Raw genomic sequence first — 23,961 nt, 5'->3', positions numbered from 1 at the left:
CGTGCCTCCGGATGCCGTATTCCGGCTGTCCGCGAATGTCCGCGATGGCTCGGGAGGCACCCGCGCGGGCACCGGACGACGGGAGTGGCGGATGACCCACGCAGAGCGGTCACCCGACCCGAGCCGCCTCCACACGCTGGACGACCTCGCGCAGGCATTCATGAAGCTGCGGCGGCGTGGCGCCCGCAAGGGCCAGGTGCACCTGTCCGTGCGTGACCTCGGGCGGCGGACGAACAAGGCACCGAGCACGCTCGACGCCTACCTGCGGGGGATTCGGCTGCCACCCGCCGATGTGTACGAGGATATGCTGCGCGCGCTCGGCATCCCGGTGGCTTCCCTCCGCCCGTGGCTGGACGCCTGGGAGCGGATCGCCGACGGGCTACCAGCGCGGCGCCCACCGGCCCGAGTGCGCGCTCAGTCAGGCGGAAGGCTCGCGCTCATCCACTTCAGCCAGACGTTCGTCTACCGCCTCGTGGGGGAGCGGTACCGCGCGGACACGTTCGTCGGTTTCATCACCGGAGACATCCGCCGGGTGCAGATCGCCGACGTATGGGTCAACTCGGAAAACACCGACATGAGGATGTCGCGGTTCGAGGAGTACGCCATCTCGGCGATCATCCGGTTTGACGGCGCGAAGCACGACAGCGCGGGCCGGGTCGTGGAGGACACCATCGCGGAGGAGCTGTCCCGCAAGGTCGCCGGCCGCGTGCCGGTCGCCGCCGGGTCGGTCGTCACCACCGGCTCGGGCGAGCTGGCCGGGCGCAACCGTGTGCGGCACATCATCCACGTGGCCGCCGTGCGGGGCGAGCCGGGCGAGGGCTATCGGCAGGTCGCCGACATCGGCCGGTGCGTCAGCAATGTACTCGTCGAGGCGGAGCGGCTGGCCGCGGTCGACTCGGTCCGCAGCGTGCTGATCCCGCTGCTCGGTACGGGTGTGGCCGGCGGCGAGCTGGAGTCGACGGTACGCACGATGGTGGGCAGCATCATCGACCACTTCACCTATTACCACGAGGGCAACCTGCGTGAGGTGTACCTGCTGGCGAGCACCGAGCCGGAGCGCGAGGTGTGCCGCGCCATCCTGACCGCCGGCCCCTTCGTGGCTTCGCCGCCGGCCTGACCGACCGCTGGCGCCTCAGGAAGCGGCGTCGCCGTTGCGATGGGCTAGCCGCGCGCGGAGCAGGTCGATCATGACCGGGTCGGCCCGGTCCAGGTATTTCGGAATCGCTTTTCGCAGCAGGTGCGGCGGCCGTTCGAAGAGCGCCTGGGCCTGCGTTGACAGCCGGCGCAGATCGCGCTCTTGGACGGAGAGCAGGCAGTCGAAGAGGGCACGGTCGCGGCTCTCCGCTGGGCGCCAGCCGTCGAACATCCGGGCCACAGGGATCGCCTGCGCCAGCGGGAGGTGAAGCACGAGCCGCCACAGCTCCTCCCACGCGCGCCGGCTGGTCAGCCCGCGGACCAGGTAATCGCGTTCGGTCTCGGTCATCGCCCGCCGCCCGTCGCCGCACACCACCCCGACCAGGTCGATACCCTCGAGCTCGCTCATCGAGGCTCGCAGCCGGCGGCGCAACCGCTGCGGCGCGCGCTGGTAGGCGTGGGTCAGTAGCACGCTCTCGGGGTCGAGTTCGCGATATCGCGCCGCCTGCCCGGTCAACACGAACAGCGCCGCCCGTTCCAGCGGGTCGTCGGGCGCGTACCCCCGGTCTCGGCAGATCGTCATCGCGTGCGCTACGACGACGTCGGACGTACCTCCGCTCAGGGCCGCGGCCCACGTCTCGGCCGGCGTCGCCAATCCCAGCACGATGTGGCTCACCCGCCGCTCCGCGTGGGTGGCGGTGCGGCCGTCGATCTTTTCCCATACCCGCCGGTCCGGTGTGTACAGCCACACCGACCATGCCACGTTCACCGCGTCGTCCGGCAGGGGCAGCGGATTGTCCAGCAGGAGCTCGCGTATCCGAGGGGTGAACGCGTGCCGGCCCCAGAGCATGGAGAGCACCGGACCGGACGCCGTCCCTGCGAACTCCTCGGCCGCCGTCACTACCTCCGGGTCGGGGTGTTCGAGCAGCGCGGGCAACCCTCGGACGACGTCGACGGTGGGTGCCTCCGCCAGCCGCCAGAGCCGCGCGAGCGTCGCGAGATCGGGGGCATCGGCTCCTCGGGGAGCGCGGCCGCCTGTGCACCCGTGCCGCGCCCGCGCTCCCGCCGGCGGCGCCGCCACCGCTCCCACCACCGCCACATTGCTTCCATGATGCCGCCCGGCGTGGAGAATGTGTCTCCGTGACTGTGACCACCCGCCTCGTGCGCCTCGACGACGTACCCGCCATCACCGACCTGATCCGGGCCAACCGCGACTTCCTCGCCCCGTGGGAGCCGTTGCGCGCCGAGGACTACTTCACGGTGGAGGCCCAGCTGGCGATCGTCGAGACCGGGCTGGCCGCGTACGAGCGGGGTACGGCCGTGCCGCACGTCATCCTCGACGACGGCGAGATGGTCGGCCGGATCAACCTCAACGACATCGTCCGCGGCCCGTTCCAGTCGTGCCACCTCGGCTACTGGGTCGCCCAGGCGGCGAACGGGCGCGGCGTGGCCACCGCGGCGGCTGCCCTGATCGCGCGGCTCGCGTTCGAGGAGATCGGGCTGCACCGGCTCCAGGCCGGCACGCTGGTGCACAACCTGGCGTCCCAGAAGGTGCTTGAGCGAAACGGCTTCGTGCGCTACGGCTTGGCGCCGCAGTACCTCAGCATCGCCGGCAGCTGGCAGGATCACGTGCTCTTTCAGCTCATCGCCCCGTAGCCTTGGGGGTCGTGGAAATCGAGAAGGCGCGCGAGTTCATCAGCCGTAACCATCAGGCCGTCCTGACCACCTACTACGCGGACGGGCGGGCGCAGATGACGCCTGTGACCGCCGGTGTCGACGGTGACGGTCACGTGGTGATCAGCGCCCGCGACCAGCTTGTCAAGGTCCGCAATGCCGAACGCGACCCGCGGGTGGTGCTGTGCGTCCTACCCGACAGCTTCTACGGCGAGTGGGTCTACGTCGAGGGCACCGCCGAGGTCCTTCGCCTCCCGGAGGCGATGGAGCCGCTGGTCGACTACTACCGGCGCATCTCCGGCGAGCACCCGGACTGGGACGACTACCGCGCCGCGATGGAGCGCGACAAGCGCCTGCTCCTCCGGATCACGATCTCCCGCGCGGGTCCGGGCTGAAGAAACCGCCCGGACTAAGGTCTTTCGGTCGTAGGTACGAACGAAAGAGATTGAGCTACCGCGATGTCCGCGGGGGTCCAGACCGTCGCTCCCGCGGCCTCACCCTCCGCGATTGGGCAAGCTCACCCCTGGGTCGTGGTCGGCCGACCACGACCCTCGCTGCCGGGCCCGCGTTCCAAGCCCAACCTTGACCTGGCGGCCAGGTGGTCGCGCAGGGCGTCGGCGAGCGGCGTGCGCACCACGCACCTGTCGAAGGCGAACGAGCCGGCCAGCTCCGCCGCCTCGTCCGGCGTCACTCCGGCGAAGCAGCGCTCGAAGTCACCGACCATCGGCTCGGCCAGCAGGATGTGCCGCACGAGCAGGTTGACCCAGGCGCGGCGGCCCCACGGGTACGGCTGGAAGTCCGGGAACTCGCGCGCGAACAGCTCCTCGATCGGGCCCAGCACGTCGCGGATCCCGGTGTCGACGCCGCCCCACGAGTCGACGCCCAGCCGCGCCTTCTTCTCCAGCACCGGGGCGATCCGGCGCAGGTACGGGCTCTGCGGGTCGGCGTACACCAGGCCTTGCAGCCCGATGTCCTTGGACGTCCACAGTGCCCAGCTGGCACCGTGCGCCCGGTAGATGTCGAGCTGGTCGCGCAGCAGCCGCAGCCGCGACTGGTCCACCGCCGGGTCGCCCGTGTACACCGGGCCGAACTCGCCGATCCAGATGGGCGTACCGGTGCGGCGCATGAACTCTGTGCGCCGCAGAAACGTCTCTTCCACCACCTGGCGGTCGAAGTACTCGCCGCGGGCCATCCCCGGGTACTCGCTGCCGGCCGCCATCCCGGGCAACGCGTAGTCGTGTGCTGTGTAGACGGTGTTGGCAAACGGCTCGGTGAAGGCGGAAAAATCGGTGGAGTACCGGTTTCCGTCCAGGAACAGCACGTGTCGCGGGTCGACCGCGCGGATGGCCCGCTCCAACCGGGCGTAGAACGGGCCGATCACCTCACCGGACGGGTCGGCTGGCTCGTTGACCGGGTTGTACCCAGCCACGGTCGGGTTGTCGCGGTAGCGGTCGGCGAGCGCCTCCCACAGGTGTACGACCCGGTCCTGGAAGTGGCGGTGGGTCCAGAACGACGCCCAGTGGGTGGGGTTGTCGCTGTGCCAGTTCTGGTTCTGGAAGCCGGGCACCGCGTGCAGGTCGAGGATCGCGTACAGGCCGGCGTCCGCGCAGAGCCCGATCGCGCGGTCGAGCCAGGCGAACCCCTCGGCCTTGTGCGCGAACGGTCGGTCGTCGTCTTCGAAATGCCGGTAGTTGAACGGGATCCGCACCGAGTTGAGCCCGAGCGAGGCGAGGTGCCGGGCGTCCGCCGCGTCGAAGAAGTCGGTGAGGAAGCGGTCGAAGTACCGCCTGCACCCCTCCTCGCCGAGCGCACGCCGCAACGCCTTGCGCTGCTGCGACTCGGTGCCGGGGTAGCCGGTGATGAAGTTTTCCATGTTGAGCCAGCCGCCGAGGCCGACCCCGGCCAGCGTGACGACCTCACCAGAGGAGGCCACGAGGCGGTCCCCGCGTACCTCTATCCACTCTAGACTCACGCTGGTGCCGGTCCCGTCGTGTCGCGTACTAGAAGGCGTGGCTGGAAGCGGGCGTCGTAGCCCGGAGAAGCGCCGCTCATCAGCGCCCACAGCCGCTCCCACGCCTGGCCTCCCAGCTCGTTTTTCGGGATGGAGGCGGTCGTGAGTGGCGGTGTCGTGTAGCGGGCGAACGGGATGTCGTCGAAGCCGGTGATGGAGACCTGTCCGGGCACCGAGACGCCCAGCTCGTGCAGCCCGCTCAGCGCACCGAAGGCGACCATGTCGTTGAACGCCACCACCGCTGTCGCGCCGGTCGCCAGCACCGCCCGGGCCGCCGCGTGCCCCGTCTCGAAGGTGGAGCCGCAGTCGAGCTCGGTCAGGTCGAAGCCGGGGCTGCCGGCCGCCTCCGCGCGGAGCGTCACGAGCCGGTCGGTGTTGGAGGTGCTCGCGGGCGGGCCGGCGAGGTACACGAGGCGGCGGTGACCGTACCCGAGAAGGTGGGCGACGATCGCGCGAATGCCGGCGTGGTAGTCGACGGAGAGTGACGGGACCGCGGTGCCCGGGATCTCCCGGTTGAGCAGCACGAGCGGCGCGAGCCGCTCGTGCAAGGCCCGCAGTTGCGGCTCGGGTATGCGGGATGAGGCGAGCACAAGCCCGTCCGAGCGGCGCCGCGCCTCGACCGCCAGGATCTGCTCGGCCTCGGCGTTCTCATTGGACTCGGCGACCATCAGGCGGTGGCCGTGCGCCCCCGCGGCGGTGCTGAGGCCGCGCAGTATGTCCTGGAACATCGGGTTGGCCAGGTCCGGCACGATCAGCGAGACCGTGCTCGTGCGCCCCAGCGCGAGGCTGCGGGCCAGGAGGCTCGGCTCGTAGTTGAGCGCCTCGGCGGCCGCGCGCACGCGGGCGGCCAGCTCGGGAGCGACCGTGGTGCTGCCGTTCATCACCCGGGAGACGGTCGCGCGGGAGACCCCCGCCGCGTCCGCGACCCGGCTGATCGTGGCGGCCGTCGGATCGCGCCGGACGCCGCCGCGGCGAGCCCGCGGCTTACTTCGGTGGGTGTCGCCTGCATCCAGACTCATGCCCGTCCTCGCTTCGCTGCGGGCGGGCATGAGCAACCAATGACGCTGTGCCTGTTGATTCGCTCGCTTCGCTCACTCATGCCGCCGCTCCTGGGTGCCCATATCCAGCGCGAACGTTGTCGCCGGGTCAAGATACCGGTTACTCGAACGGCCTGGCAATCGGTTGCCAGGCCGTCACCCGAGGCGATGGCTGCCCGGTTTGTCCTTCATTGAAACGTGACAACTGATCGTTGACAGCAGATTATGGCTCTGTTAGAAACTGGTTACTCAGCTCCGGAGTGAGGGCCTGCGACACGGCGAGAAGCGTCGACCCCCACTCGTTCACAGACCGAAGGGTGCTCCGATGAGCGAGCGCAGCCTGAAGATCAAAGGGACTCGGCGGGAGGACCGTGCCGCGTACGTCTTCCTGCTGCCCTGGTTCATCGGCATGGCCGTGTTCACCATCGGGCCGATCCTCGCCTCGCTCTACCTCTCCTTCACCGACTACACCCTGCTCAGCCCGCCGGAGTGGATCGGCCTGGAAAACTTCCAGCGCATGCTCGACGACACCCGGCTGCACAAGTCGCTGGTCGTCACGTTCGAGTACGTCTTCGTCTCCGTGCCGCTCCAGCTGGGCCTGGCCCTCGCGCTCGCGATGCTGCTCAACCGGGGCGTGCGCGGCCTCGCCTTCTACCGCTCGGTGTACTACCTGCCGTCCCTGCTCGCCGGCAGCGTCTCGATCGCGATCCTGTGGCGGCAAATCTTCGGCAGCGAGGGCCTGATCAACCAGCTCCTCGACCTCGTCGGGTTGCAGGGCACCAGCTGGATCGCCAACCCGGACTTCGCGCTCGGCACGCTCGTGGCGCTCAACGCCTGGACGTTCGGCGCGCCGATGGTGATCTTCCTGGCTGGCCTGCGGCAGATCCCCACGTCGTACTACGAGGCGGCCTCGGTCGACGGGGCTGGCCCGGTGTCGCAGTTCTTCCGCATCACGCTGCCGCTGCTGACGCCGATCATCTTCTTCAACGTCGTGCTCCAGATGATCGACGCGTTCCAGAACTTCACCCAGGCGTTCGTCGTCAGCGGCGGCCTCGGTGGACCGGTCGACTCCACGCTGGTCTACACGCTCTACCTGTACGACCGCGGCTTCGGCTCGTTCGAGATGGGCTACGCATCCGCGCTGGCCTGGGTGCTGCTGGTCATCATCGCGGTGCTGACCGGCGTCAACTTCCTCTTCGCGAAGAAGTGGGTCTTCTATGGCGACTGACACGATGCTGCCGGCCGGGCCGGCGGTGGACGCGCAGGCGGACCGCCCGTCGGGACCGGGAAGCACCAGCCGGGCCCGCCGGCTGGGCAAGCACGCGCTGCTGATCGTGCTCGGCATCGCGATGCTGTACCCGCTGCTGTGGATGGTGTCGAGCTCGTTCAAGCCGACCGAGCTGATCTTCCGCGACCCGTCCATCTGGCCCAGCGAGGCCAACTTCGCCAACTACACCGAGGGCTGGACCGCGCTCGCCCACCCGTTCCACTTTTACTTGTGGAACTCGGCGGTCATCGCGTTCTTCTCGGTGGTCGGCAACCTGCTCTCCTGCTCGCTGGCGGCGTACGCGTTCGCGCGGCTGAAGTTTCGCGGGCGGGCCGTCTTCTTCGCGATGATGCTTTCCACGCTCATGCTGCCGATCCACGTGCTGATCGTCCCGCGCTACGTGCTCTTCTCCGAGCTGGGCTGGATCAACACCAACCTGCCGCTCATCGTCCCGAAGTTCTTCGCCACGGACGCGTTCTTCATCTTCCTGATGGTGCAGTTCATCCGGGGCCTGCCGCGCGAGCTGGACGAGGCGGCGCGGATGGACGGGTGCGGGCACTTCCGCATCTACTGGCGGATCATCATGCCGCTGTCCCTGCCGGCGCTGGCCACGTCCGCGCTGTTCACCTTCATCTGGACCTGGAACGACTTCTTCAGCCAGTTGATCTTCCTGACCGACCCCAACCTGTACACGGCACCCGTGGCGCTCAACTCCTTCCTGGACGGTCAGGGGGAGAGCGCGTGGGGGCAACTCTTCGCGATGTCCATTGTGGCGCTGGCACCCATCTTCGGGTTCTTCCTCGCCGGCCAGCGCTACCTCACCCAGGGGCTGGCCACGACGGGCCTGAAGTGATTCGCCCCAGCCTTTTGTGAATCGTTCTAACCAACCCACGAAAGGACCTTCAGATGAGAATCAGATGGCGCCTTGCCGCCGCTTTAGTCGCCGGTGCCACGCTCCTCGCCGCCGCCGGCTGCGGTGACGACTCGGGTGGTGGCAGCGGCGACGGCCCGGTGGAGCTCCGCTTCTCCTGGTGGGGAAACAACGACCGGGCGGAGACCACCAAGAAGGTCATCGCCGCGTTCGAGGCGAAGAACCCGGGCATCAAGGTGACCGGCGACTTCGCCGACTTCAATGCCTACTTCGACAAGCTCGCCACCGAGGTCGCCTCGGGGCGGGGTCCGGACGTCATCACGCTCGGCGGCGCCTACCCCCGGGAGTACGGCGGGCGCGGCGCGCTGCTCGACCTGTCCCGGGTGAGCGGCGAGCTGAAGACCGACAAGATCGACGCGGCCGCGCTGGGCAACGGCAAGTTCGAGGACAAGCAGTTCGGCGTACCTACCGGTGTGAACACGCCGGTGATCATCGCGGACCCGGTCGTCTTCGAGAAGGCCGGCGTGCCGCTGCCGGACGACGCGACCTGGACCTGGGACGACTTCGTCCGCATCGCGACGGACGTGGCGAAGAAGTCACCCAAGGGCACCTACGGTGTGGCCGACCCGACCAAGAGCGACACGCTCGACGTCTACTCCCGCCAGCGGGGCGAAGGGCTGTACACGCCGGACGGCAAGCTCGGCATCAGCAAGCAGACGCTTGTCGAGTGGTGGACGCTGACCACCAAGCTGCGGGACGCCGGCGCCTCGCCGCCCGCCGCGACGACCGCCGAGCTGGCCACGCAGCCCTCGCCCGAGCAGTCGCTGATCGGCCGCGGTCTCGCCGGCATGCAGGTCGACTGGAGCAACCAGATCGGCGCGCTGCGCAAGGCATCGGGGCACCCGCTGAAGCTGCTGCGCTACCCCGGTGAGAGCAGCGCCCAGCAGAAGGGCATGTGGCTTCAGGCATCGCAGGTCTACACGATCAACGCGAAGAGCAAGCACCCGAAGGAAGCCGCCAAGCTTGTCGACTTCCTGGTCAACACCGAGGACGCCGGCAAGCTCATCCTCACCGACCGGGGCATCCCGGCGAACGGGGACGTGCTCAAGGCGATCCTCCCGGCGCTCAACGAGGATCAGAAGGCACAGGCCGAGTTCATCGAGGCGGCGACGCCGACGATGGGCCAGCCGCTGGTCATCGGCCCGGAGGGCTCGACCGACACGCCCAACATCCTCACCCGGTTGAACGACGAGGTGCTCTTCAACCGCAAGACGCCGGCCGAGGCGGCGGACGAGTTCGCCAAGCAGGTCGAAGCCGCGATCAAGTAGACGGGGGGTAGTCCGGTGACGTCGATCGATCGGCGCGAGCTTGTCGGGCGGCATGCGGTGGAGGTGACCAGGTTCGAGCCGGCGTCACCGCTGTCGGTGGGCAACGGCGAGTTCTGCTGCACTGTCGACGTCACCGGACTGCAAACCTTCCCCGACCTGTACCCGGTGGAAAACCGGGACGGGCCGGAGCCCGGGACGCTGCTGGCCACCATGTCCCAGTGGGGCTGGCACAGCATGCCGGGCGGTGAGGGTCTCGACCTGGCCGACACCTACCGGTGGTACGACACGCCGCGCGGCCCGGTGCCCTACGTGGACATGCGCGGTGCGGTGACCGGTACCGGGGACGCTCCGGCCTCGCTCGCCGAGTCGTGGCTGCGCAACAACCCCCACCGGCTCGACCTCGGCCGGATCGGGCTCGTCCTGGATGGACAGCCCGTGGCACCTGGGGACGTGACCGAGGTGCGCCAGCGGCTGGACCTGTGGACCGGCGTCATCGAGAGCCGGTTCCTCCTGCGAGGCACTCCTGTGCGGGTCACCACGGCCTGCCACCCCGACCGCGACGTGCTCGCCGTACGGGTCGTCTCCGCGCTGCTCGGGTCCGGGCTGGCGGTGCGGATCGCGTTCCCGTACGGGTCGCAGTCGTGGAGCGTCGCGGCCGACTGGGCCCGGCCGGACGCGCATTCGTCCACCCTGTACCCGATCGGGCTCGGGTGCAGGGTGGACCGCGTTCTCGACGACACGCGGTACACAGTGGACGTAGCGCTCTCGGCGGGCGGCTCGGTGCGCCAGACCGGGCCGCACGAGCTGCTCGTCTCGGGCCAGGACCTGCTGGAGATGACCGTCGGATTCGGCGCGACGGCCGGCTTCGAGGAGTGCGTCCGGGCCTCGGTTGAGGCGTGGGCCGCCTTCTGGGAGAGCGGTGGCGCGGTCGAGCTGTCCGGCAGCACCGACCCGCGGGCCGCCGAGCTCGAACGGCGGATCGTGCTTTCCCAGTACCTCACGCGCATCCACTGCGCCGGCTCGCTGCCGCCGCAGGAGACCGGCCTGATGGTGAATAGCTGGCGGGGCCGCTTCCACCTCGAGATGCACTGGTGGCACGCCGCGCACTTCGCCCTCTGGGGCCGGCCCGAGCTGCTGGAGCGGAGCCTCGGCTGGTACACCTCGGTGCTCCCCGGCGCCCGCGCCACCGCCCAGCGCCAGGGCTGCGCCGGTGCCCGCTGGCCCAAGCAGGTCGGCCCGGACGGGCGCGAGAGCCCGAGCCCGATCGGCCCGTTCCTCATCTGGCAGCAGCCGCACCCGATCCACCTCGCCGAGCTTGTGCACCGGGCGACCGGCACGCGGGAGATGCTGGAGCGGTACGCCGAGATCGTCTTCGAGTCGGCCGCGTTCATGGCGACGTACGCGGCCAAGGGCGAGCACGGCTACCAGCTCGGACCGCCGCTCGTGCCGGCCCAGGAGTCGTACAGCGAGATTCGCGCCACCGCCACCAACCCGACGTTCGAGCTGGCGTACTGGGCGTGGGGCCTGCGCGTCGCCCAGGAGTGGCGCGTGCGCCTCGGGCTGCCGCCCGAGCCACTGTGGACGGAGGTGGCCGACCACCTCGCCCGCCCCACGTGCGCGACGGCGTGTACACGGCGATCGACGTTCCCCGTACACGCTGGTGGACGACCACCCCTCGATGCTGTACGCCCTCGGCGTCGTCCCACCCACCGAGCTGATCGACCCCGACGTCATGCGGGCCACGCTCCGCTCGGTGATGTCCACATGGGACTGGCCGAGCACGTGGGGCTGGGACTACCCCGCGATCGCGATGACCGCCGCCCGGCTCGGCGAGACAGAGACCGCGCTGGACGCACTGCTGATGCCGGTCGCGAAGAACACCCACCTGCCCAACGGCCACAACCGCCAGACCCCGTCGCTGCCGATCTACCTGCCCGGCAACGGCGGCCTGCTCGCCGCGGTGGCGCTGATGGCCGCCGGCTGGGACGGCGCCCGTCAGACGCCCGGCTTTCCGGCCGAGGGGTGGCGGGTGCGGCACGAGGGCCTGCACCCGTCACCCTGAGCCGCGGGTCAGGAGCTGGTGATCCGCACGTCGTCGACGCCGGCCTCGACAAGGCTCGCGCCCGAAGCGTCCGCCGCCTCCACGAGCACCCGCACCTGCTGACCGGCGTAGGCGGAGATGTTCCAGCTGCCGGTCGCCCAGGCGCCGTTGCGGTTGGTGGCCGCACCGGGCTGGGTGAAGAGCGCGGTCGTGCCACCACTGTGGACGATCGACACCCGGAAGAAGTCGGCGCTGGAGGAGTTGCTGCCGTGCGCCAGGTACCAGGAGAGCGACAGCGTGAGCGTCTCGCTGGGGAGCGTGATGGCCGGCGAGCGGGCGCTCGTGGTGCCGCCGTCGACGTCGTACGTCCCCGCGTCGGTACCCGCCAGCGGGCCGGTGACCAGGTCGTTTACGCCGGAGACCGTGGTGCCGAGCTGCTTGGCGCCGCTCGACGTGGTGGCGGCCGGGTCGGCTCGCTCCCATGCGCCGGCGGTGGCCGTGTCGGTGCCGGAGGCGTTGGTGGTCCAGCCGGTGGCCGTCTCGAAGGTGTCCGACCAGATCGTCGCCGGCGCGGTGCCGGTGGCGAGCGTCCAGAGCGCGTAGGCCGCGGCGTCGCCGGCCCGGTCGAGCACAGTGTCCGAGATGTTGCTCGGGTACGTGTCGCAGGCGCGGTGGTAGCACGGGTCGAACGCGCTCTGGGTACCGCCCCACTTGGCCACCTGCGCGGCGGTCTTGACTCGCGAAGCGCCAGCCGCGACACCGGACGTCTGTACGCCGATCGCGTTGAACGAGGCGTCGTCGGAGCGCCCCGCCCCCTCGGTGTTCTCCTCGGTCTGCACGCCGATCGAGTCGTAGTACGCCTTCAGCACCTGGCCGACGCCGGACGTGATGCGGTTGATGAAGTAACCGCCGTTCGTGGAGCCGACCATGTCGAAGTTGAAGTACCCACGGATCCGCGTCCGCTCGGCGGTCGGCAGCGTGTTGGCGTAGAACTCCGACCCGTTCAGGCCCTGCTCTTCGTCGGTCCAGAAGGCGAAGCGCAGGTGGCTCGTGAGGCTCGGGTTTGTCGCGGCGAGCGTCAGCGCGAGCTCGAGCAGCATCGAGGAGCCGGAGGCGTTGTCGTTGATGCCCGGGCCGGCCGCCACACCGTCGAGGTGCGCGCCGAACATGTACACGCTGTTGGGGTCGCCGCCCGGCCAGTCCGCGATCACATTCGGCCCGGCGCCAGCGGTGCAGCCGGAGGTGCAGTTCTGCCGCACCACCGTGAAGCCCGCGGCGGTGAGCCGGTTCGCCACGTAGTTCACCGACGCGGTGTATCCCGCGGTGGTCGAGCGGCGGTTGCCGCCGTTCGCGGTGGCGATCGACTGGAACTGCTGGACGTGCGCCTTGACGTTCGCGAGGGAGATGTCCGGGGCGGCTGCCACGGCGGCGGCCGGCGCCGCTGGCACGGCCAGCGCGGCCGCCACGAGCGGCACGGCCGCCATCACACGCAGGATCGACGAGGGTCTCACGCGACCTCCCAGGGCCGAGGGAACGCCGGGGCAACCGGCAGCCGCAGGATATGGCGCGTGCCGAGCGATAGAGAAAGCTCAATTGGGTACTCGGGTTGGGGTTATGACCACCCGACCGCCAGGAGGACGGCGACGGTGGCGGTCGCGGCCAGCACGAAGCTGGCCACCGCGAGCTGGATGCGGGTCAGCCGGGCCAGCGCGGCCTCGTCCGGCGAACGCTCGGCCGGCTCCGGCACGCCCTCCGCGATCGGCCGCAGGCACTGCTCCACCTCGTCGGCGTCCGCGCGCCGCGCCGGGTCCCGTTCGAGCAGGCGGAGCAGGATCGGGGCCAGAGGACCGGCCCGGCGCATCGGATCCGGCGGTTCGCCGGCCAGTGCCAGCAGCGTCGCGGGCGTCGTTTCTCTCTGGTACGGGGCTCGTCCCTCCACAGTGGCGTACAGAGTCGCGCCGAGCGACCACATGTCCGTGGCCGGCGTCGAGGCGCCGTCGCGCACCCGCTCCGGTGCCATGTACTGCGGCGAGCCGATCAGCGCCTCCGCCTGGCCGGACCCGCCCTCACGTACCGCCAGGCCGAAGTCGGTGAGCACCACCCGTCCGTCGTGGGCGACAAGCACGTTCTGCGGCTTGACGTCGCGGTGGATGATCCCGCCACGGTGTGCCGCCCGCAGCCCGGCGAGCATGCCGAGTCCCACCCGCGCCGCGTCGCGCGGGCTGAGCGGCCCGTCGCGGACGATCACGTCGTACAGCGAGCGGGACGGCACGTACTCCATCACGATCCACGGCCGGTCCGTGTGCAGGATGTCGTGGATCTGTACCACATTGGGATGGTTGAGCGAAGCGGCCGAGCGGGCCTCGCGCAGGCTCTGCCGCACCGTCGCGAAGTGTCCCGAGTCGGGCGCGGTCACTTCCTTGACCGCCACGTTGCGGCCCAGCATGTCGTCGGCGGCCAACCAGACCTGGCCCATGCCGCCACTTCCGATCGCCTCCCTCAGCCGGTATCGGCCGGCGATCACGGTCCCGGTGCTCACGAAAGCGATTCGGAACGGGCTGGCTGGGGGATTGGTGCCGGGCTGGTTTTGATCAGCCCTACCGTATGCCGCATGATCTCCGACCTGATCGACCGTCTGACCGGCTGGCTGCGCCGGCTCCCGCCGCCCCACGAGCGCTTCGAGCGGCTGGCCACCGTGCTGGAGGAGGAGTTCGGCGGGCGGCGTGACCCGATCACCGCCGCCGCGTGTGCGGAGATCGAGCGGGTCGCCTGGCCGTACGCCCGGCACCTGCTGCTCCACTTCGACCCGGCCGGCACGCGTACGCCCGACGAGGTCGCGCCCGGCTGGCCCGAGCCCGACCCGGCCGTGGTCGGCCTCTCGGCTGCCCAGGTGCGCCAAGTGTCCAGGGTGGACGGTGATGCCTGCCTGATCCGGGTCGACGGCTTCGACGCGCTCCGCCTCGCCCAGCCCTACCTCGACGGCGCCTTCGCGCTCGCCCGCGGCGCCACGGGCATCCTGCTCGACCTGCGCTCCAACGGCGGCGGCTTCCCGGAGACGGTCGCCTACATCGCCGGCCGGCTGCTCGGCGACCGGGCGACGCACCTGTCCGACGTGACATACCGCAACCACGCCCGCCAGTGGTGGACGCCCGACCTACCCGACGGCACGGCGGTGCCCGCCGACGTCCCGGTTGCGGTGCTGGTCAGTGGCCGCACCTTCTCCTCTGGCGAGGCGCTCGCGTACCACCTGAGGGAGCGCGGTCGGGTCACCGTCGTGGGCGAGCGGACGCCCGGCGCCGCCGACCACATCACCGAGATCCGGCTCGCGCCCACCGTCGTCGGCCAGGTGCCCATCGGGTACGTGACCGACGCCGTCACCGGTGCGAGTTGGGAGGGCAGCGGGGTGGTGCCGCACGTCGAGTGTCCCGCCGCGGACGCTGTATCCGCAGCGCTGACGGCCGTCCGTTCGTAATTGTTAGGAAAGTTTATTTATCGTGTTACGCTCTCACCTCATCGATGAACGTCACGACCACACATCGAGGAGGTGACCCTGTGTTCAAGGTGCGCACGATCGCGACGATCGCGGCACTGGTGATCGGGGGTGCGCTGGCGGCGATCGTGCCGATCACCAGCGCGTCCGCGGCCGCCTGTGCGGCGCCGTGGCAGGCGTCGTCCGTCTACACCGGAGGGATGACGGCCTCGCACAACGGCCGCAACTGGCTGGCCAAGTGGTGGACCCAGGGCGAGGCGCCGCCCGGCACCACGGGCGTCTGGGCCGACCAGGGCACGTGCGGCGGCACCACCCCGCCGCCCAACCCGGGCGCCTGCAACTACCCCAACTGGGTCGCCGGTCAGTGGTACACGACCGGCTCGATCGTCCGGTACACCAACGGCCAGTACTACATCGCCGAGCACGACAACCCGGGCTACGACCCCACGATCAGCACCTGGTACTGGGACCCGTACACGTGCAGCGGCCAGCCGCCGGTCACCACGCCCCCGCCCGGTGGTGGCAACGGCTTCGTGGTGAGCGAGGCGCAGTTCAACCAGATGTTCCCGAGCCGGAACTCGTTCTACACGTACTCCGGCCTGGTCGCCGCGCTGAACGCGTACCCCGCCTTCGCCCGCACCGGCAGCGACACGGTCCGTCGCCAGGAGGCGGCCGCCTTCCTCGCGAACGTCAGCCACGAGACCGGCGGCCTCGTCCACATCGTGGAGCAGAACACCGCTAACTACCCGCACTACTGCGACGCCAGCCAGCCGTACGGCTGCCCGGCCGGCCAGGCCGCGTACTACGGCCGCGGCCCGATCCAGCTGAGCTGGAACTTCAACTACAAGGCCGCCGGCGACGCGCTCGGCCTGCCCCTGCTCACCAACCCGTGGCTGGTACAGCAGGACGCGTCGGTCGCCTGGCGCACCGGCCTCTGGTACTGGAACACCCAGAACGGCCCCGGCACCATGACCCCGCACAACGCGATGGTCAACGGTGCTGGCTTCGGTGAGACCATCCGGAGCATCAACGGTTCGCTGGAGTGCAACGGTCGCAACCCCGCCCAGGTGCAGAGCCGCGTCAACAACTACCAGCGGTTCGTGCAGATCCTCGGCACCACGCCTGGTGGCAACCTGACCTGCTGAGAGCAGCGAGCAGCCCCGGGCCTGGGCGGTGCGCCGAACACCGCCCGGGCCCGGCCCTGCCGAAACTCAGCGGGCGATGGCGATCCAGGTGGCGCGGGCCCGGGCTACCTCGTCGCCGTCCGCGCCGTACAGCGTCGTGTGCACCAGCGCCTTTCGGCCCTCGCTCTCGGCCAGCGCGCCGCGCACCACGCACCGCTCGCCCGGTGCCGGCACCCGCGCCACGCGTACCGCGATCCGGCCCAGCACGTACGGGCGGCCACTGTGGATGACAGTCCAGCCGCCGGGACAGTCGAGGGCGGCCCAGACCACCGCGTGGGAGACACCGTCAGGGACCGTCCAGGGGGCGGCGGTCGTGCCGTCGTCGAGCGTGCCGGGGAAGATGCGCAGGCCGTCGGGGCGCTCCGGGCCGCAGACGTAGCAGGTGGGGAATGGGTGCTCGGCGAAGCCGGCGTAGCGAGTGGCGGCCTCTTCCGCCAAGGCGTACCCGATCGGAGGGACCGTGACGGTGATGGCGCTGGCTGCGGCGAGCTCGGCCACGATGGCGCCGTCCGGGGCTTGGATCTTTCCGTCTGCCGGGGTGAGCGGGGTGTCGAGGGGCGGGGGCATGCGGAGCGTTACCTCCGGGTCGGCGCTGCCGGGCTCGCGCGAGGCGGCGAAGAGACCGGCGCTGTAGCCGCCGTTGCCCGAGCCGGGCGGGCCGTTGAAGCGCGCTTCGATAATCATCCGATTCCCCCAAAGCGTCCCCCGACCGGTGTCAGCACCACCATCAGAACACTTTGCGGCGAGCGGCATGCGCAGGGTCGCCGCCTGCGTGGCGCGCGTAGCCGCCAGACATCGGACCTATAGCTGCCGGTCTGCTGCGTTGACCGGCCGCGCGGTTCGCGCAAAACGTCAAGACATCCGGCGTCTGTCTTGACAGGCGGCCGAGTTTCGGCCTAGTTTCGGGATCGTTAAATTCATTGGTTTAACTATGTCGAAGACTGGGAGTCGTCGATGGGTATCTCGCGCCGCAGCGTCCTGACCTCCGCCGTTGCCGGCTCCGCGCTCGCCGCCGCGGGCGCCTCGGCCGTCGCTTCCCCGGCCCCAGCCGAGGCGGCCAGCCCGCCCGGCGACGTGGTCGGCAAGATCACCGTTGGGTACCAGGGCTGGTTCGCCGCCGTGGGCGACGGTTCACCCATCAACGGCTGGTGGCACTGGAGCCAAAACTGGGGACAGGCCCCGTCGCCCAGCAACACCGCGATCATCTCGTGGCCGGACATGCGTGAGTACACCGCCAGCTACCAGACCGCGTACGCCAACCTCGGCAACGGGCAGCCGGCCCGGCTCTTCTCGTCGTACGACCAGCAGACCGTGGACACCCACTTCCGGTGGATGCAGCAGTACGGGTGCGACACGGCGGCGCTCCAGCGGTTCAACCCGTTCGGCGGCGAGGGCGCGATCCGCGACGCCATGGCGGCCAAGGTCCGCACGGCGGCGGAGGCGTTCGGGCGCAAGTTCTACATCATGTACGACGTCACGAACTGGACCAGCATGCAGGCCCAGATCAAGACGGACTGGACCACGAAGATGCGGGCGTACACGTCGTCGCCGGCCTACGCGATGCAGAACGGCAAGCCGGTCGTCTGCATCTGGGGCTTCGGGTTCAACGACCCCGGGCGCCCCTTTGCCCCGGCTGCCTGCCTCGACGTCATCAACTGGTTCAAGAGCCAGGGCTGCTACGTGATCGGCGGGGTGCCCACCTGGTGGCGCACCGGCGTTAGCGACTCCCGCCCCGGCTTCGGCGACGTCTACCGCGCGTTCAACATGATCTCGCCCTGGATGGTCGGCCGCGCCGGCAGTCCGGCGGACCTCGACTCGTACTACAACAACGTCAACGTCGGCGACCAGGCCGAGTGCAACCGCCTCGGCATCGACTACCAGCCCTGCGTGATGCCCGGCGACCTGTCGTCCGGCCACCGCCGCCACGGCGACTTCATGTGGCGGCACTTCTACAACATGGTTCGCGTCGGGTGCCAGGGCATCTACATCTCGATGTTCGACGAGTACAACGAGGGCAACCAGATCGCCAAGACCGCCGAGAGCGCCGCGATGCAGCCGACCAACTTCGGCCGCCGCGCGCTCGACGAGGACGGCACCGCCTGCTCCTCCGACTACTACCTGCGTCTGACCGCCGACGGTGGGCGGATGCTCAAGGGCCAGATCGCGCTCACGCCCACCCGCCCGACCCAGCCTGTGGTCGGCGGTGGCAACCCGCAGCCGCCGACCGGTGTGGTCAGCCTGCGCGCCCGCGTCAACGGCCTGTACGTGTGCGCGGACAACGCCGGCGCGGCGCCGCTGATCGCCAACCGCACCTCGGTCGGGCCGTGGGAGCAGTTCGACCTGGTGACGCTCTCGGGTGGAAACGTGGCCCTGCGCGCGCGGGTCAACGGCCTGTACGTGTGCGCGGACAACGCCGGCGCGGCGCCGCTGATCGCCAACCGGGCGGCGGTGGGCCAGTGGGAGACGTTCCAGCTCATCCGCAACTCGAACGGGTCGGTGAGCCTGCGCGCCCTGGCCAACAACCGCTATGTCCAAGCGGGCAACGCGGGCGCCGGGCCGCTGATCGCCTCCGTCACAGCCATCGGGACATGGGAACAGTTCGACCTCGTGGGCGCCTGAGCCGCGGCTCCCTTCGGTAGGTTGCCCGTGTGGGAGTCGTAGACATTTACACAGACGGCGCGTGCAGTGGCAACCCAGGGCCGGGTGGATGGGGTGCGCTACTGCGGTACGGCGCCCACGAGAAGGAGCTGTGCGGCGGCGAGGCGACCGCCACCACCAACAACCGCATGGAGCTGATGGCCCCGATCCAGGCACTGGAGAGCCTGACCAGGCCGGCGGTGGTGCGCGTGCACACGGACAGCACCTACGTGCGGAACGGCATCACCAAGTGGTTGCCGGGCTGGAAGCGCAACGGCTGGCTGACGGCCGGCAAGCAACCGGTCAAGAACGCCGACCTGTGGCAACGCCTCGACGCCGCGGCCAGCCGGCACCAGGTCGAGTGGCTCTGGGTCAAGGGCCACGCCGGGCACGCCGACAATGAACGTGCCGACCGGCTCGCGGCCCAGGGCCTCCTCGCTGCCAGGGAGCAGAGCCTGGTCTGACGGCCCGGCGGTGGCTTCATTCGTCACCGATTTCATGGCCGAAGATCTGTACCCGATCGCTTGATCGAGCCATGAGGCGCTTCCCGGCTATCGGCAGGCGAGAACATGTTTCGCGAGCCGAGATGGCAATTGCAGGTCCATGCAAAGTTTAAGAATGTGTAACAGGAAATCAACGGCGCGCGGCACTTAATGTTGACGTCAGTGCGGAGTCAGGCGCTATTGCGCACGCTCTCGGCAGCCGATGTGGAGTCACCACCGGTCCCGAGGAACGGCGCGAGCAGCTTGGGGATCTCCTCGGCGATCTGCTCCGCTCGGGATTCGGCCGAGTCGACCGCGAGCAGGTCGGCGTTGAGGTAGTTGATCGCGACTTCGACAGTCCAGGTGCCGAGGCCGTCCGCCGCGGCCTCTTCTTCTCTCAACGCGTGCAGCACCTGCAACTCCTCCAGCCGGGCCCGGCGCTGGGTGTCACAGACCCGGCGTATCTCCGCCGCTCCGTGCAGGGCCGCTGCCATGACCTTGATCTGGAAGTCGTCGCGGTAGCCCGCACTGCGGACTGTCGCCTCGTCCATCCACCGGGCCAGCTCGGCTCGGCCCGCCTCGGTGATGGCATGCCTGGTGATGTCCGGCCGATGGTCGGTGCTCGGCTGCGGCGCGGCGGTGACCAGCCCGTTCTTGAGCAGCTGCTTGAGGATCGTATAGACGTGACTGCGTGAGGCGCCGACCCAGTCGTCGCCCAGGGCGGCCTCGATCCCGCTGCGCAGACTCCACGCGTACCCGTCACGCTCGGCTAGGAGCGCCAGCAACGCATGCGAGTACGGCACCTGGCCATCCTAGGGCTCCTGAGCAGTTGGAGGGAGGCTGGCAGGGCCGGTGACCAGCGCGAGTCCTACCTGGGCACCCCGGGCTCGACGCACGAGGCGATGACCGAATGCGCGAGCGTCCTCTAACAGATCAGCCGGCGCGAGCGAAACTCGGTCGCCACAAAGCCCATATTTCTCAGAAGGCTCGATGACCAGGAGATTTACCGCCGTGGCGGATCTTGGCCGTAAAAATTGCGCCGGGAGGCTCGAATAGCTTGATCCCCGTGAGGCATTATTGACCCCATGGCCCTGCTGCGGGGGATACCGATCTTTGGCCATCGCGAGCCGCCTCGCGGCGATGTCGAATCCTCATCTCCGGGATCGGGTGCCAACGTGCGGCTGCATCGCGTCACGCGGGGGTGGCCGATGGGCAGGGGCGCCGAGCCGGCACCGTCGCCGCCGTCGAAGACGTCACTTTGTCAATTACCCCCGGTCAGGCGGTCGCCTTCGCGGGGCCTTCCGGCTCCGGCAAGAGCACACTGCTGCGGCTCGCCTCCGCCCAGGACCGGCCGGACACCGGCAGCGTCGTCGTCGACGGTGTCCGCCTCGAGGCCCTCTCCAGCCGGCAGGCCACGCGGTTCCGCCGCCGTATCGGCGTGGTGTCCCACGACTCGAGGCTGATGAGTGCGCTCACAGCCGTCGAAAACATCATGTTCCCGTTGCTGTACCAGAAGGTCAGCTTCGACCCGTATGAGCGTGCGTTGCACGTTCTCGACGCGGTCGGCCTGGCTGAGCGGGCAGCGGCAGAGGTTTCCGACCTGTCGGACGGGGAGCGGCAGCGTGTGGTGCTGGCGCGTGCCCTGGCCAACCGGCCACGACTGGTCATCGCCGATGAGCCGGCCGCTGGCCTGGATCACCGGGCGGCGACCGAGGTCCTGGATCTGCTCAAGCGGATGACCGGGACGTATGGGATGACGTTGCTGTTGTCCACCACTGACGACGCGGTGGCCGCCCGCTGTCCGCGCGTGGTGCGCCTGCGCGAGGGGGTGGTCGTCGATGACACCACCGCCGATACCGGCCCAGCCGCGCGGGACGCGGCCCGGCATTGGATCAAGCGGTCGGCACCTGTGTTCTGACCTGGCCATAGATCCACTGTGGCCTTTCGGGTGAGTCCTTAGTGGACACTCGTGCAACCGTTACCATGCCGTCTGTTCCCAGTCGCCCGGCTCTCCGGTGACGACCAGGTGACCGAGTCGCGAACACCCCGTTCGATGCTTGCCGACGCGTGTCCGCGCACGCCACGGTATTTGCGGTAGGCCGCGGTTGCACGGGAGGTTTCGCTGCCGATGAGCATCGGTCGTCGAAGATCGGTCAGGAAGAGCGGTGTCCGCCCTGCGGCGCTCTGGCTGACGTGGCGCCGGTTGCGTTCCCAACGGTGGCGAACACTGGCCCTGGTACTGGCGATCACCGGCGCGACGACCGCGTTCACGATCCTCGGCGGTACGAAGGTCGAACGCTTGGAAATCGCCGGTGCCGCGGTGCCGGCCTCATCTGCCACGTACGACCTCTTGGTCCTTCCTCCGGAGGCCGCCAGTGGCACCGAGCAGGCCGGCGGCGGCAGCCTGCTTCGCCCGCGCCAGTGGCAGGACATCTACGGCGGCATCACACTCAGGCAGGTTCGACAGATCCAGCGGACGCCCGGCGTCGAGGTGGCAGCGCCGATCGCCATGGTCGGCTACATCCTTCAGACGGTGCACGTCGCGGTACCGATACCCCAGGAGCGGCTGCGGGCACCGGCCGCGTACACCGCGACCATTACACACACCACCGATCAGGGCCTGAGCAAGATCGTTCAACCGGACGTCGCCGTCACCTACGTCACCTCGGACCCGGACTGCCTTGTGCGCTTCCCGTACCCGGACCTCCAGCCGGGTGCCGACCCGTTCGCGGTCCAGACCCGCCGCGCTGGCACCTGCTGGTCCACCCGGACCGGAGCGGCGTCGGCATGGGCACAGGGCGTGTCACAGCCCTCGGTGGCGGACACGTGGACATTTCCGACGCTGGTGGCCGCCGTGGACCCGGCTGCCGAGGCGGCCCTCAACGACATCGACAACGCGATCAGTACGGGCCGGTACCTGCCCGAGGACACATCCGCTGACGGTAGCGCGGCGATCCCGGTCATCCGCGCCGGCTCGTTGGCCGACAACGACCAGGACCAGGTTGTCGTCGCCCAGCTTCCGGACCGGGTGGCGGCTGCTATCGAAGCGGGCGCGAGCGCCACGCAGATCGACCGCCTGCTGGCCGAGTCGCGGGAAACGGTGGTGTCCACCCGGACCGTCACCTCGGCGCAGGCCTACCAGCAGCTGGTTACCGAGGCGCTGACCTCGGGCCGTCCGGATCTGGTCGACGCGTTCTGGACCAGCACCTCGGTGGACTACGTCGGCCACGCCGACGGCCGAGTCTCGGTGACGCCGCAGCCGCCTCCGCCGCCCAAGACGTGGCAGCCGCACGGCACCAAGCTCCGGATGCCTCCGGTCGACGCCTCCGACACCGCCGCGCGACAGCTCGTCGCGCACACGGCGTTGCCGGGCACGGCGCTCCCTCTAATGTCTACTGTGGGCATATTCGACCCGGGCGGGATGTCGGCCGGGAGGCGGGGCGTCACCGCGTTCTCGGCCCAGTCCCTGCCCGGCGCGGACCCCGCGACGCGACGAGCCCTCGGCGGACGCAAGCTGGTCCCGAACACCAACCCGGCTGGCTATCCGGCTGGGGCTCCGACGATGCTCATGCCGCTCAGCCGGATCGACGCGTTCACGGATCCCGCGGTCTTCAGCAACGTGAACCAGGCTGCCCCGGTCAGCGCTGTCCGGGTCCGGGTCGCGGGCGTCACCGGCACTGATGCGCTCGGTCGAGAGCGGGTCCGTACGGTCGCCGACGAGATCCGCAGGGCGACGGGCCTACAGGTCAGCGTCACCCTCGGCGCGACGCCGGCCCAGGTCACGGTCACCGTTCCGGCTGGTCAGCACGGCCGGCCCCAGCTGAGCGTCACCGAGACGTGGTACCGCGAGTCCGCCGCCGCGGTGAACGTACAAGCACTGGAGCTCAAGAGCAGGATCCTGCTCCTCGCGGTGCTGCTCGTGTGCGGGCTCGCGGTGGCGAACGCGACCGTCGCCTCCACCGGTACCTTGGCTCCAGAGCTGCGACAGCAGGCCCGTCTGGGCCTACTGCCGGGTGAGATCCGGCGCCACCTGATGGCGGAAGTGGGCCTGCTCGCGCTCGCCGCGGGGCTGCTCAGCGCGCTCCTCGTCTGGCTGGTGGCCGTCGCCTCGCACGTACCGGTCATGCCGCTGCACCCCCTGCTGGCGGTGCCGATCGCGGTGGCTGTCGGCCTCATCGCCGCTATGGTTCCGGTCTGGCGGGCCAGCGAGGCCGCGCACTCGGGTCAGCCGGCGCGCCGCCCACCACCTCGGCGTCTGCATGCCCGCGGCCGGCTGCGGGCGGCGATCGTCCATCTGCTGCGGACTCCGGGCCGAAGTGCACTCTGCGTAGCCGCGGTCGCGATCGCCTGTGGCGCGCTCACGCTGCAACTGCTGCTGACGCTGGTGTGGCACGGCTCGGTCGTCGGCGACCTGTTCGGGGTACCGGTGTCCCTCCAGGACCGATGGATCGACACCGCGGCCACGGCTCTGATCGTGCTAGCCGCGGCCTTCGTGGTGGGCGACGTCGGCCTCCTGGCGGTGCGCGACCGTCGTGCCGAGCTGGCCGACCTGCGGGTGCAGGGCTTGCTTCGTACGCAGGTGGCGGGCCTGGTCGTGCGGGAGATAGCGATTCTCGTGCTGCTCGGAGCGGCGCTTGGCGGCACGGCCGGGGCGACCCTCGCGGCGGTGATCGACGGTGCCCTCCCAGGCTAGACCGGTCGTCGAGACGCGTAGGGCGAGCGTAGGCGGATTGGGTTGAATCACCCAAGATTTCTCAGACGCCTGGCTTGCGGGACTCGGTTCCCCTGCTCGTCGGATGTTCACC

At 69.8% G+C, this 23,961-nt stretch carries 21 protein-coding genes; 13 read left to right on the top strand and 8 right to left on the bottom strand.

Translation table 11 applies throughout. The annotated features are described in order from the left end of the window. Positions 1-91 precede the first annotated feature (91 nt). On the top strand, positions 92-1,117 hold the full coding sequence (locus tag Pflav_RS28320; protein WP_232072009.1) for a macro domain-containing protein: 1,026 nt from the start codon (positions 92-94) through the stop codon (positions 1,115-1,117). Positions 1,118-1,132: 15 nt separating this feature from the next. Here the strand turns inward: Pflav_RS28320 and Pflav_RS28315 are convergent, their stop codons facing one another. Beyond that, positions 1,133-2,233: a hypothetical protein gene (locus Pflav_RS28315; RefSeq protein WP_173039566.1), complete on the bottom strand. Its 1,101-nt coding sequence runs from the start codon at positions 2,231-2,233 to the stop codon at positions 1,133-1,135. A gap of 41 nt (positions 2,234-2,274) precedes the next feature. Here Pflav_RS28315 and Pflav_RS28310 point away from each other — a divergent pair, with 41 nt between their 5' ends. After that, positions 2,275-2,790, top strand: a complete 516-nt coding sequence (locus Pflav_RS28310) for a GNAT family N-acetyltransferase (protein ID WP_173039564.1) — start codon at positions 2,275-2,277, stop codon at positions 2,788-2,790. Between the two features lie 11 nt (positions 2,791-2,801). Next, positions 2,802-3,203 carry a PPOX class F420-dependent oxidoreductase gene (locus Pflav_RS28305; RefSeq protein ID WP_173039562.1) on the top strand — a complete coding sequence of 134 codons (402 nt, stop codon included), beginning with the start codon at positions 2,802-2,804 and terminating at the stop codon, positions 3,201-3,203. A 122-nt stretch (positions 3,204-3,325) separates the two neighbouring features. On the opposite strand, the gene Pflav_RS28300 is transcribed toward Pflav_RS28305, so the two are convergent. Together Pflav_RS28300 and Pflav_RS28295 are read right to left on the bottom strand one after the other, a co-directional pair. Beyond that, a complete protein-coding gene (locus Pflav_RS28300; RefSeq protein ID WP_197938776.1) occupies positions 3,326-4,780 on the bottom strand; it encodes a glycoside hydrolase family 5 protein in 1,455 nt (484 codons plus the stop codon). Beyond that, positions 4,777-5,838: a LacI family DNA-binding transcriptional regulator gene (locus Pflav_RS28295; protein WP_173039560.1), complete on the bottom strand. Its 1,062-nt coding sequence runs from the start codon at positions 5,836-5,838 to the stop codon at positions 4,777-4,779. The genes Pflav_RS28300 and Pflav_RS28295 overlap by 4 nt, the downstream gene beginning before the upstream one ends. Positions 5,839-6,181: 343 nt before the next feature. On the opposite strand from Pflav_RS28295, the gene Pflav_RS28290 reads away from it, so the two are divergent. Genes Pflav_RS28290 through Pflav_RS28280 form a run of 3 tightly spaced genes read left to right on the top strand, consistent with a single transcriptional unit; the run spans position 6,182 to position 9,322 of the window. Next, a complete protein-coding gene (locus Pflav_RS28290) occupies positions 6,182-7,084 on the top strand; it encodes a carbohydrate ABC transporter permease (RefSeq protein ID WP_173039558.1) in 903 nt (300 codons plus the stop codon). Next, complete coding sequence (locus Pflav_RS28285) at positions 7,074-7,976, top strand: carbohydrate ABC transporter permease (protein WP_173039556.1); 903 nt, start codon at positions 7,074-7,076, stop codon at positions 7,974-7,976. Before Pflav_RS28290 ends, Pflav_RS28285 begins: the two co-directional genes overlap by 11 nt. A 53-nt stretch (positions 7,977-8,029) precedes the next feature. Then, positions 8,030-9,322, top strand: a complete 1,293-nt coding sequence (locus Pflav_RS28280; RefSeq protein WP_173039554.1) for an ABC transporter substrate-binding protein — start codon at positions 8,030-8,032, stop codon at positions 9,320-9,322. Between the two features lie 305 nt (positions 9,323-9,627). On the opposite strand, the gene Pflav_RS44170 is transcribed toward Pflav_RS28280, so the two are convergent. Next, positions 9,628-10,731, bottom strand: a complete 1,104-nt coding sequence (locus tag Pflav_RS44170; protein WP_197938775.1) for a hypothetical protein — start codon at positions 10,729-10,731, stop codon at positions 9,628-9,630. A gap of 269 nt (positions 10,732-11,000) precedes the next feature. Here Pflav_RS44170 and Pflav_RS44165 point away from each other — a divergent pair, with 269 nt between their 5' ends. Beyond that, positions 11,001-11,384, top strand: coding sequence for a hypothetical protein (locus Pflav_RS44165; protein ID WP_232072007.1), 384 nt, complete (start codon positions 11,001-11,003; stop codon positions 11,382-11,384). Between the two features lie 8 nt (positions 11,385-11,392). Here the strand turns inward: Pflav_RS44165 and Pflav_RS28270 are convergent, their stop codons facing one another. Next, positions 11,393-12,847, bottom strand: a complete 1,455-nt coding sequence (locus Pflav_RS28270; RefSeq protein ID WP_173042681.1) for a M20/M25/M40 family metallo-hydrolase — start codon at positions 12,845-12,847, stop codon at positions 11,393-11,395. Between the two features lie 128 nt (positions 12,848-12,975). After that, on the bottom strand, positions 12,976-13,902 hold the full coding sequence (locus Pflav_RS28265) for a serine/threonine-protein kinase (protein ID WP_232072005.1): 927 nt from the start codon (positions 13,900-13,902) through the stop codon (positions 12,976-12,978). Between the two features lie 72 nt (positions 13,903-13,974). On the opposite strand from Pflav_RS28265, the gene Pflav_RS28260 reads away from it, so the two are divergent. Further along, positions 13,975-14,835, top strand: a complete 861-nt coding sequence (locus Pflav_RS28260) for a S41 family peptidase (protein WP_173039552.1) — start codon at positions 13,975-13,977, stop codon at positions 14,833-14,835. An 80-nt stretch (positions 14,836-14,915) separates the two neighbouring features. Then, positions 14,916-15,998 carry a glycoside hydrolase family 19 protein gene (locus Pflav_RS28255; RefSeq protein WP_173039550.1) on the top strand — a complete coding sequence of 361 codons (1,083 nt, stop codon included), beginning with the start codon at positions 14,916-14,918 and terminating at the stop codon, positions 15,996-15,998. A 66-nt stretch (positions 15,999-16,064) separates the two neighbouring features. On the opposite strand, the gene Pflav_RS28250 is transcribed toward Pflav_RS28255, so the two are convergent. Then, entirely contained in the window at positions 16,065-16,721 is a 657-nt protein-coding gene (locus tag Pflav_RS28250; protein WP_173039548.1) for a hypothetical protein, read from the bottom strand. Between the two features lie 270 nt (positions 16,722-16,991). Between Pflav_RS28250 and Pflav_RS28245 the strand changes: the two genes are divergently transcribed. Both Pflav_RS28245 and rnhA read left to right on the top strand, forming a co-directional pair. Further along, the gene (locus tag Pflav_RS28245; RefSeq protein WP_173039546.1) at positions 16,992-18,656 is read left to right on the top strand and encodes a DUF7910 domain-containing protein; all 1,665 of its coding nucleotides are present in this window, start codon (positions 16,992-16,994) and stop codon (positions 18,654-18,656) included. Positions 18,657-18,685: 29 nt separating this feature from the next. Then, entirely contained in the window at positions 18,686-19,138 is a 453-nt protein-coding gene (gene rnhA / locus Pflav_RS28240; protein ID WP_173039544.1) for a ribonuclease HI, read from the top strand. Positions 19,139-19,347: 209 nt separating this feature from the next. On the opposite strand, the gene Pflav_RS28235 is transcribed toward rnhA, so the two are convergent. Further along, complete coding sequence (locus Pflav_RS28235) at positions 19,348-19,959, bottom strand: PadR family transcriptional regulator (RefSeq protein ID WP_173039542.1); 612 nt, start codon at positions 19,957-19,959, stop codon at positions 19,348-19,350. A gap of 455 nt (positions 19,960-20,414) precedes the next feature. Here Pflav_RS28235 and Pflav_RS28230 point away from each other — a divergent pair, with 455 nt between their 5' ends. Next, positions 20,415-21,074 carry an ABC transporter ATP-binding protein gene (locus Pflav_RS28230; protein WP_232072003.1) on the top strand — a complete coding sequence of 220 codons (660 nt, stop codon included), beginning with the start codon at positions 20,415-20,417 and terminating at the stop codon, positions 21,072-21,074. Between the two features lie 285 nt (positions 21,075-21,359). After that, a complete protein-coding gene (locus Pflav_RS28225; RefSeq protein WP_173039538.1) occupies positions 21,360-23,849 on the top strand; it encodes a hypothetical protein in 2,490 nt (829 codons plus the stop codon). Positions 23,850-23,961 lie beyond the last annotated feature (112 nt).

The organism is Phytohabitans flavus (assembly GCF_011764545.1).
GTDB lineage: Bacteria > Actinomycetota > Actinomycetes > Mycobacteriales > Micromonosporaceae > Phytohabitans > Phytohabitans flavus.
This window is presented reverse-complemented; position numbering and strand designations above follow the sequence as displayed.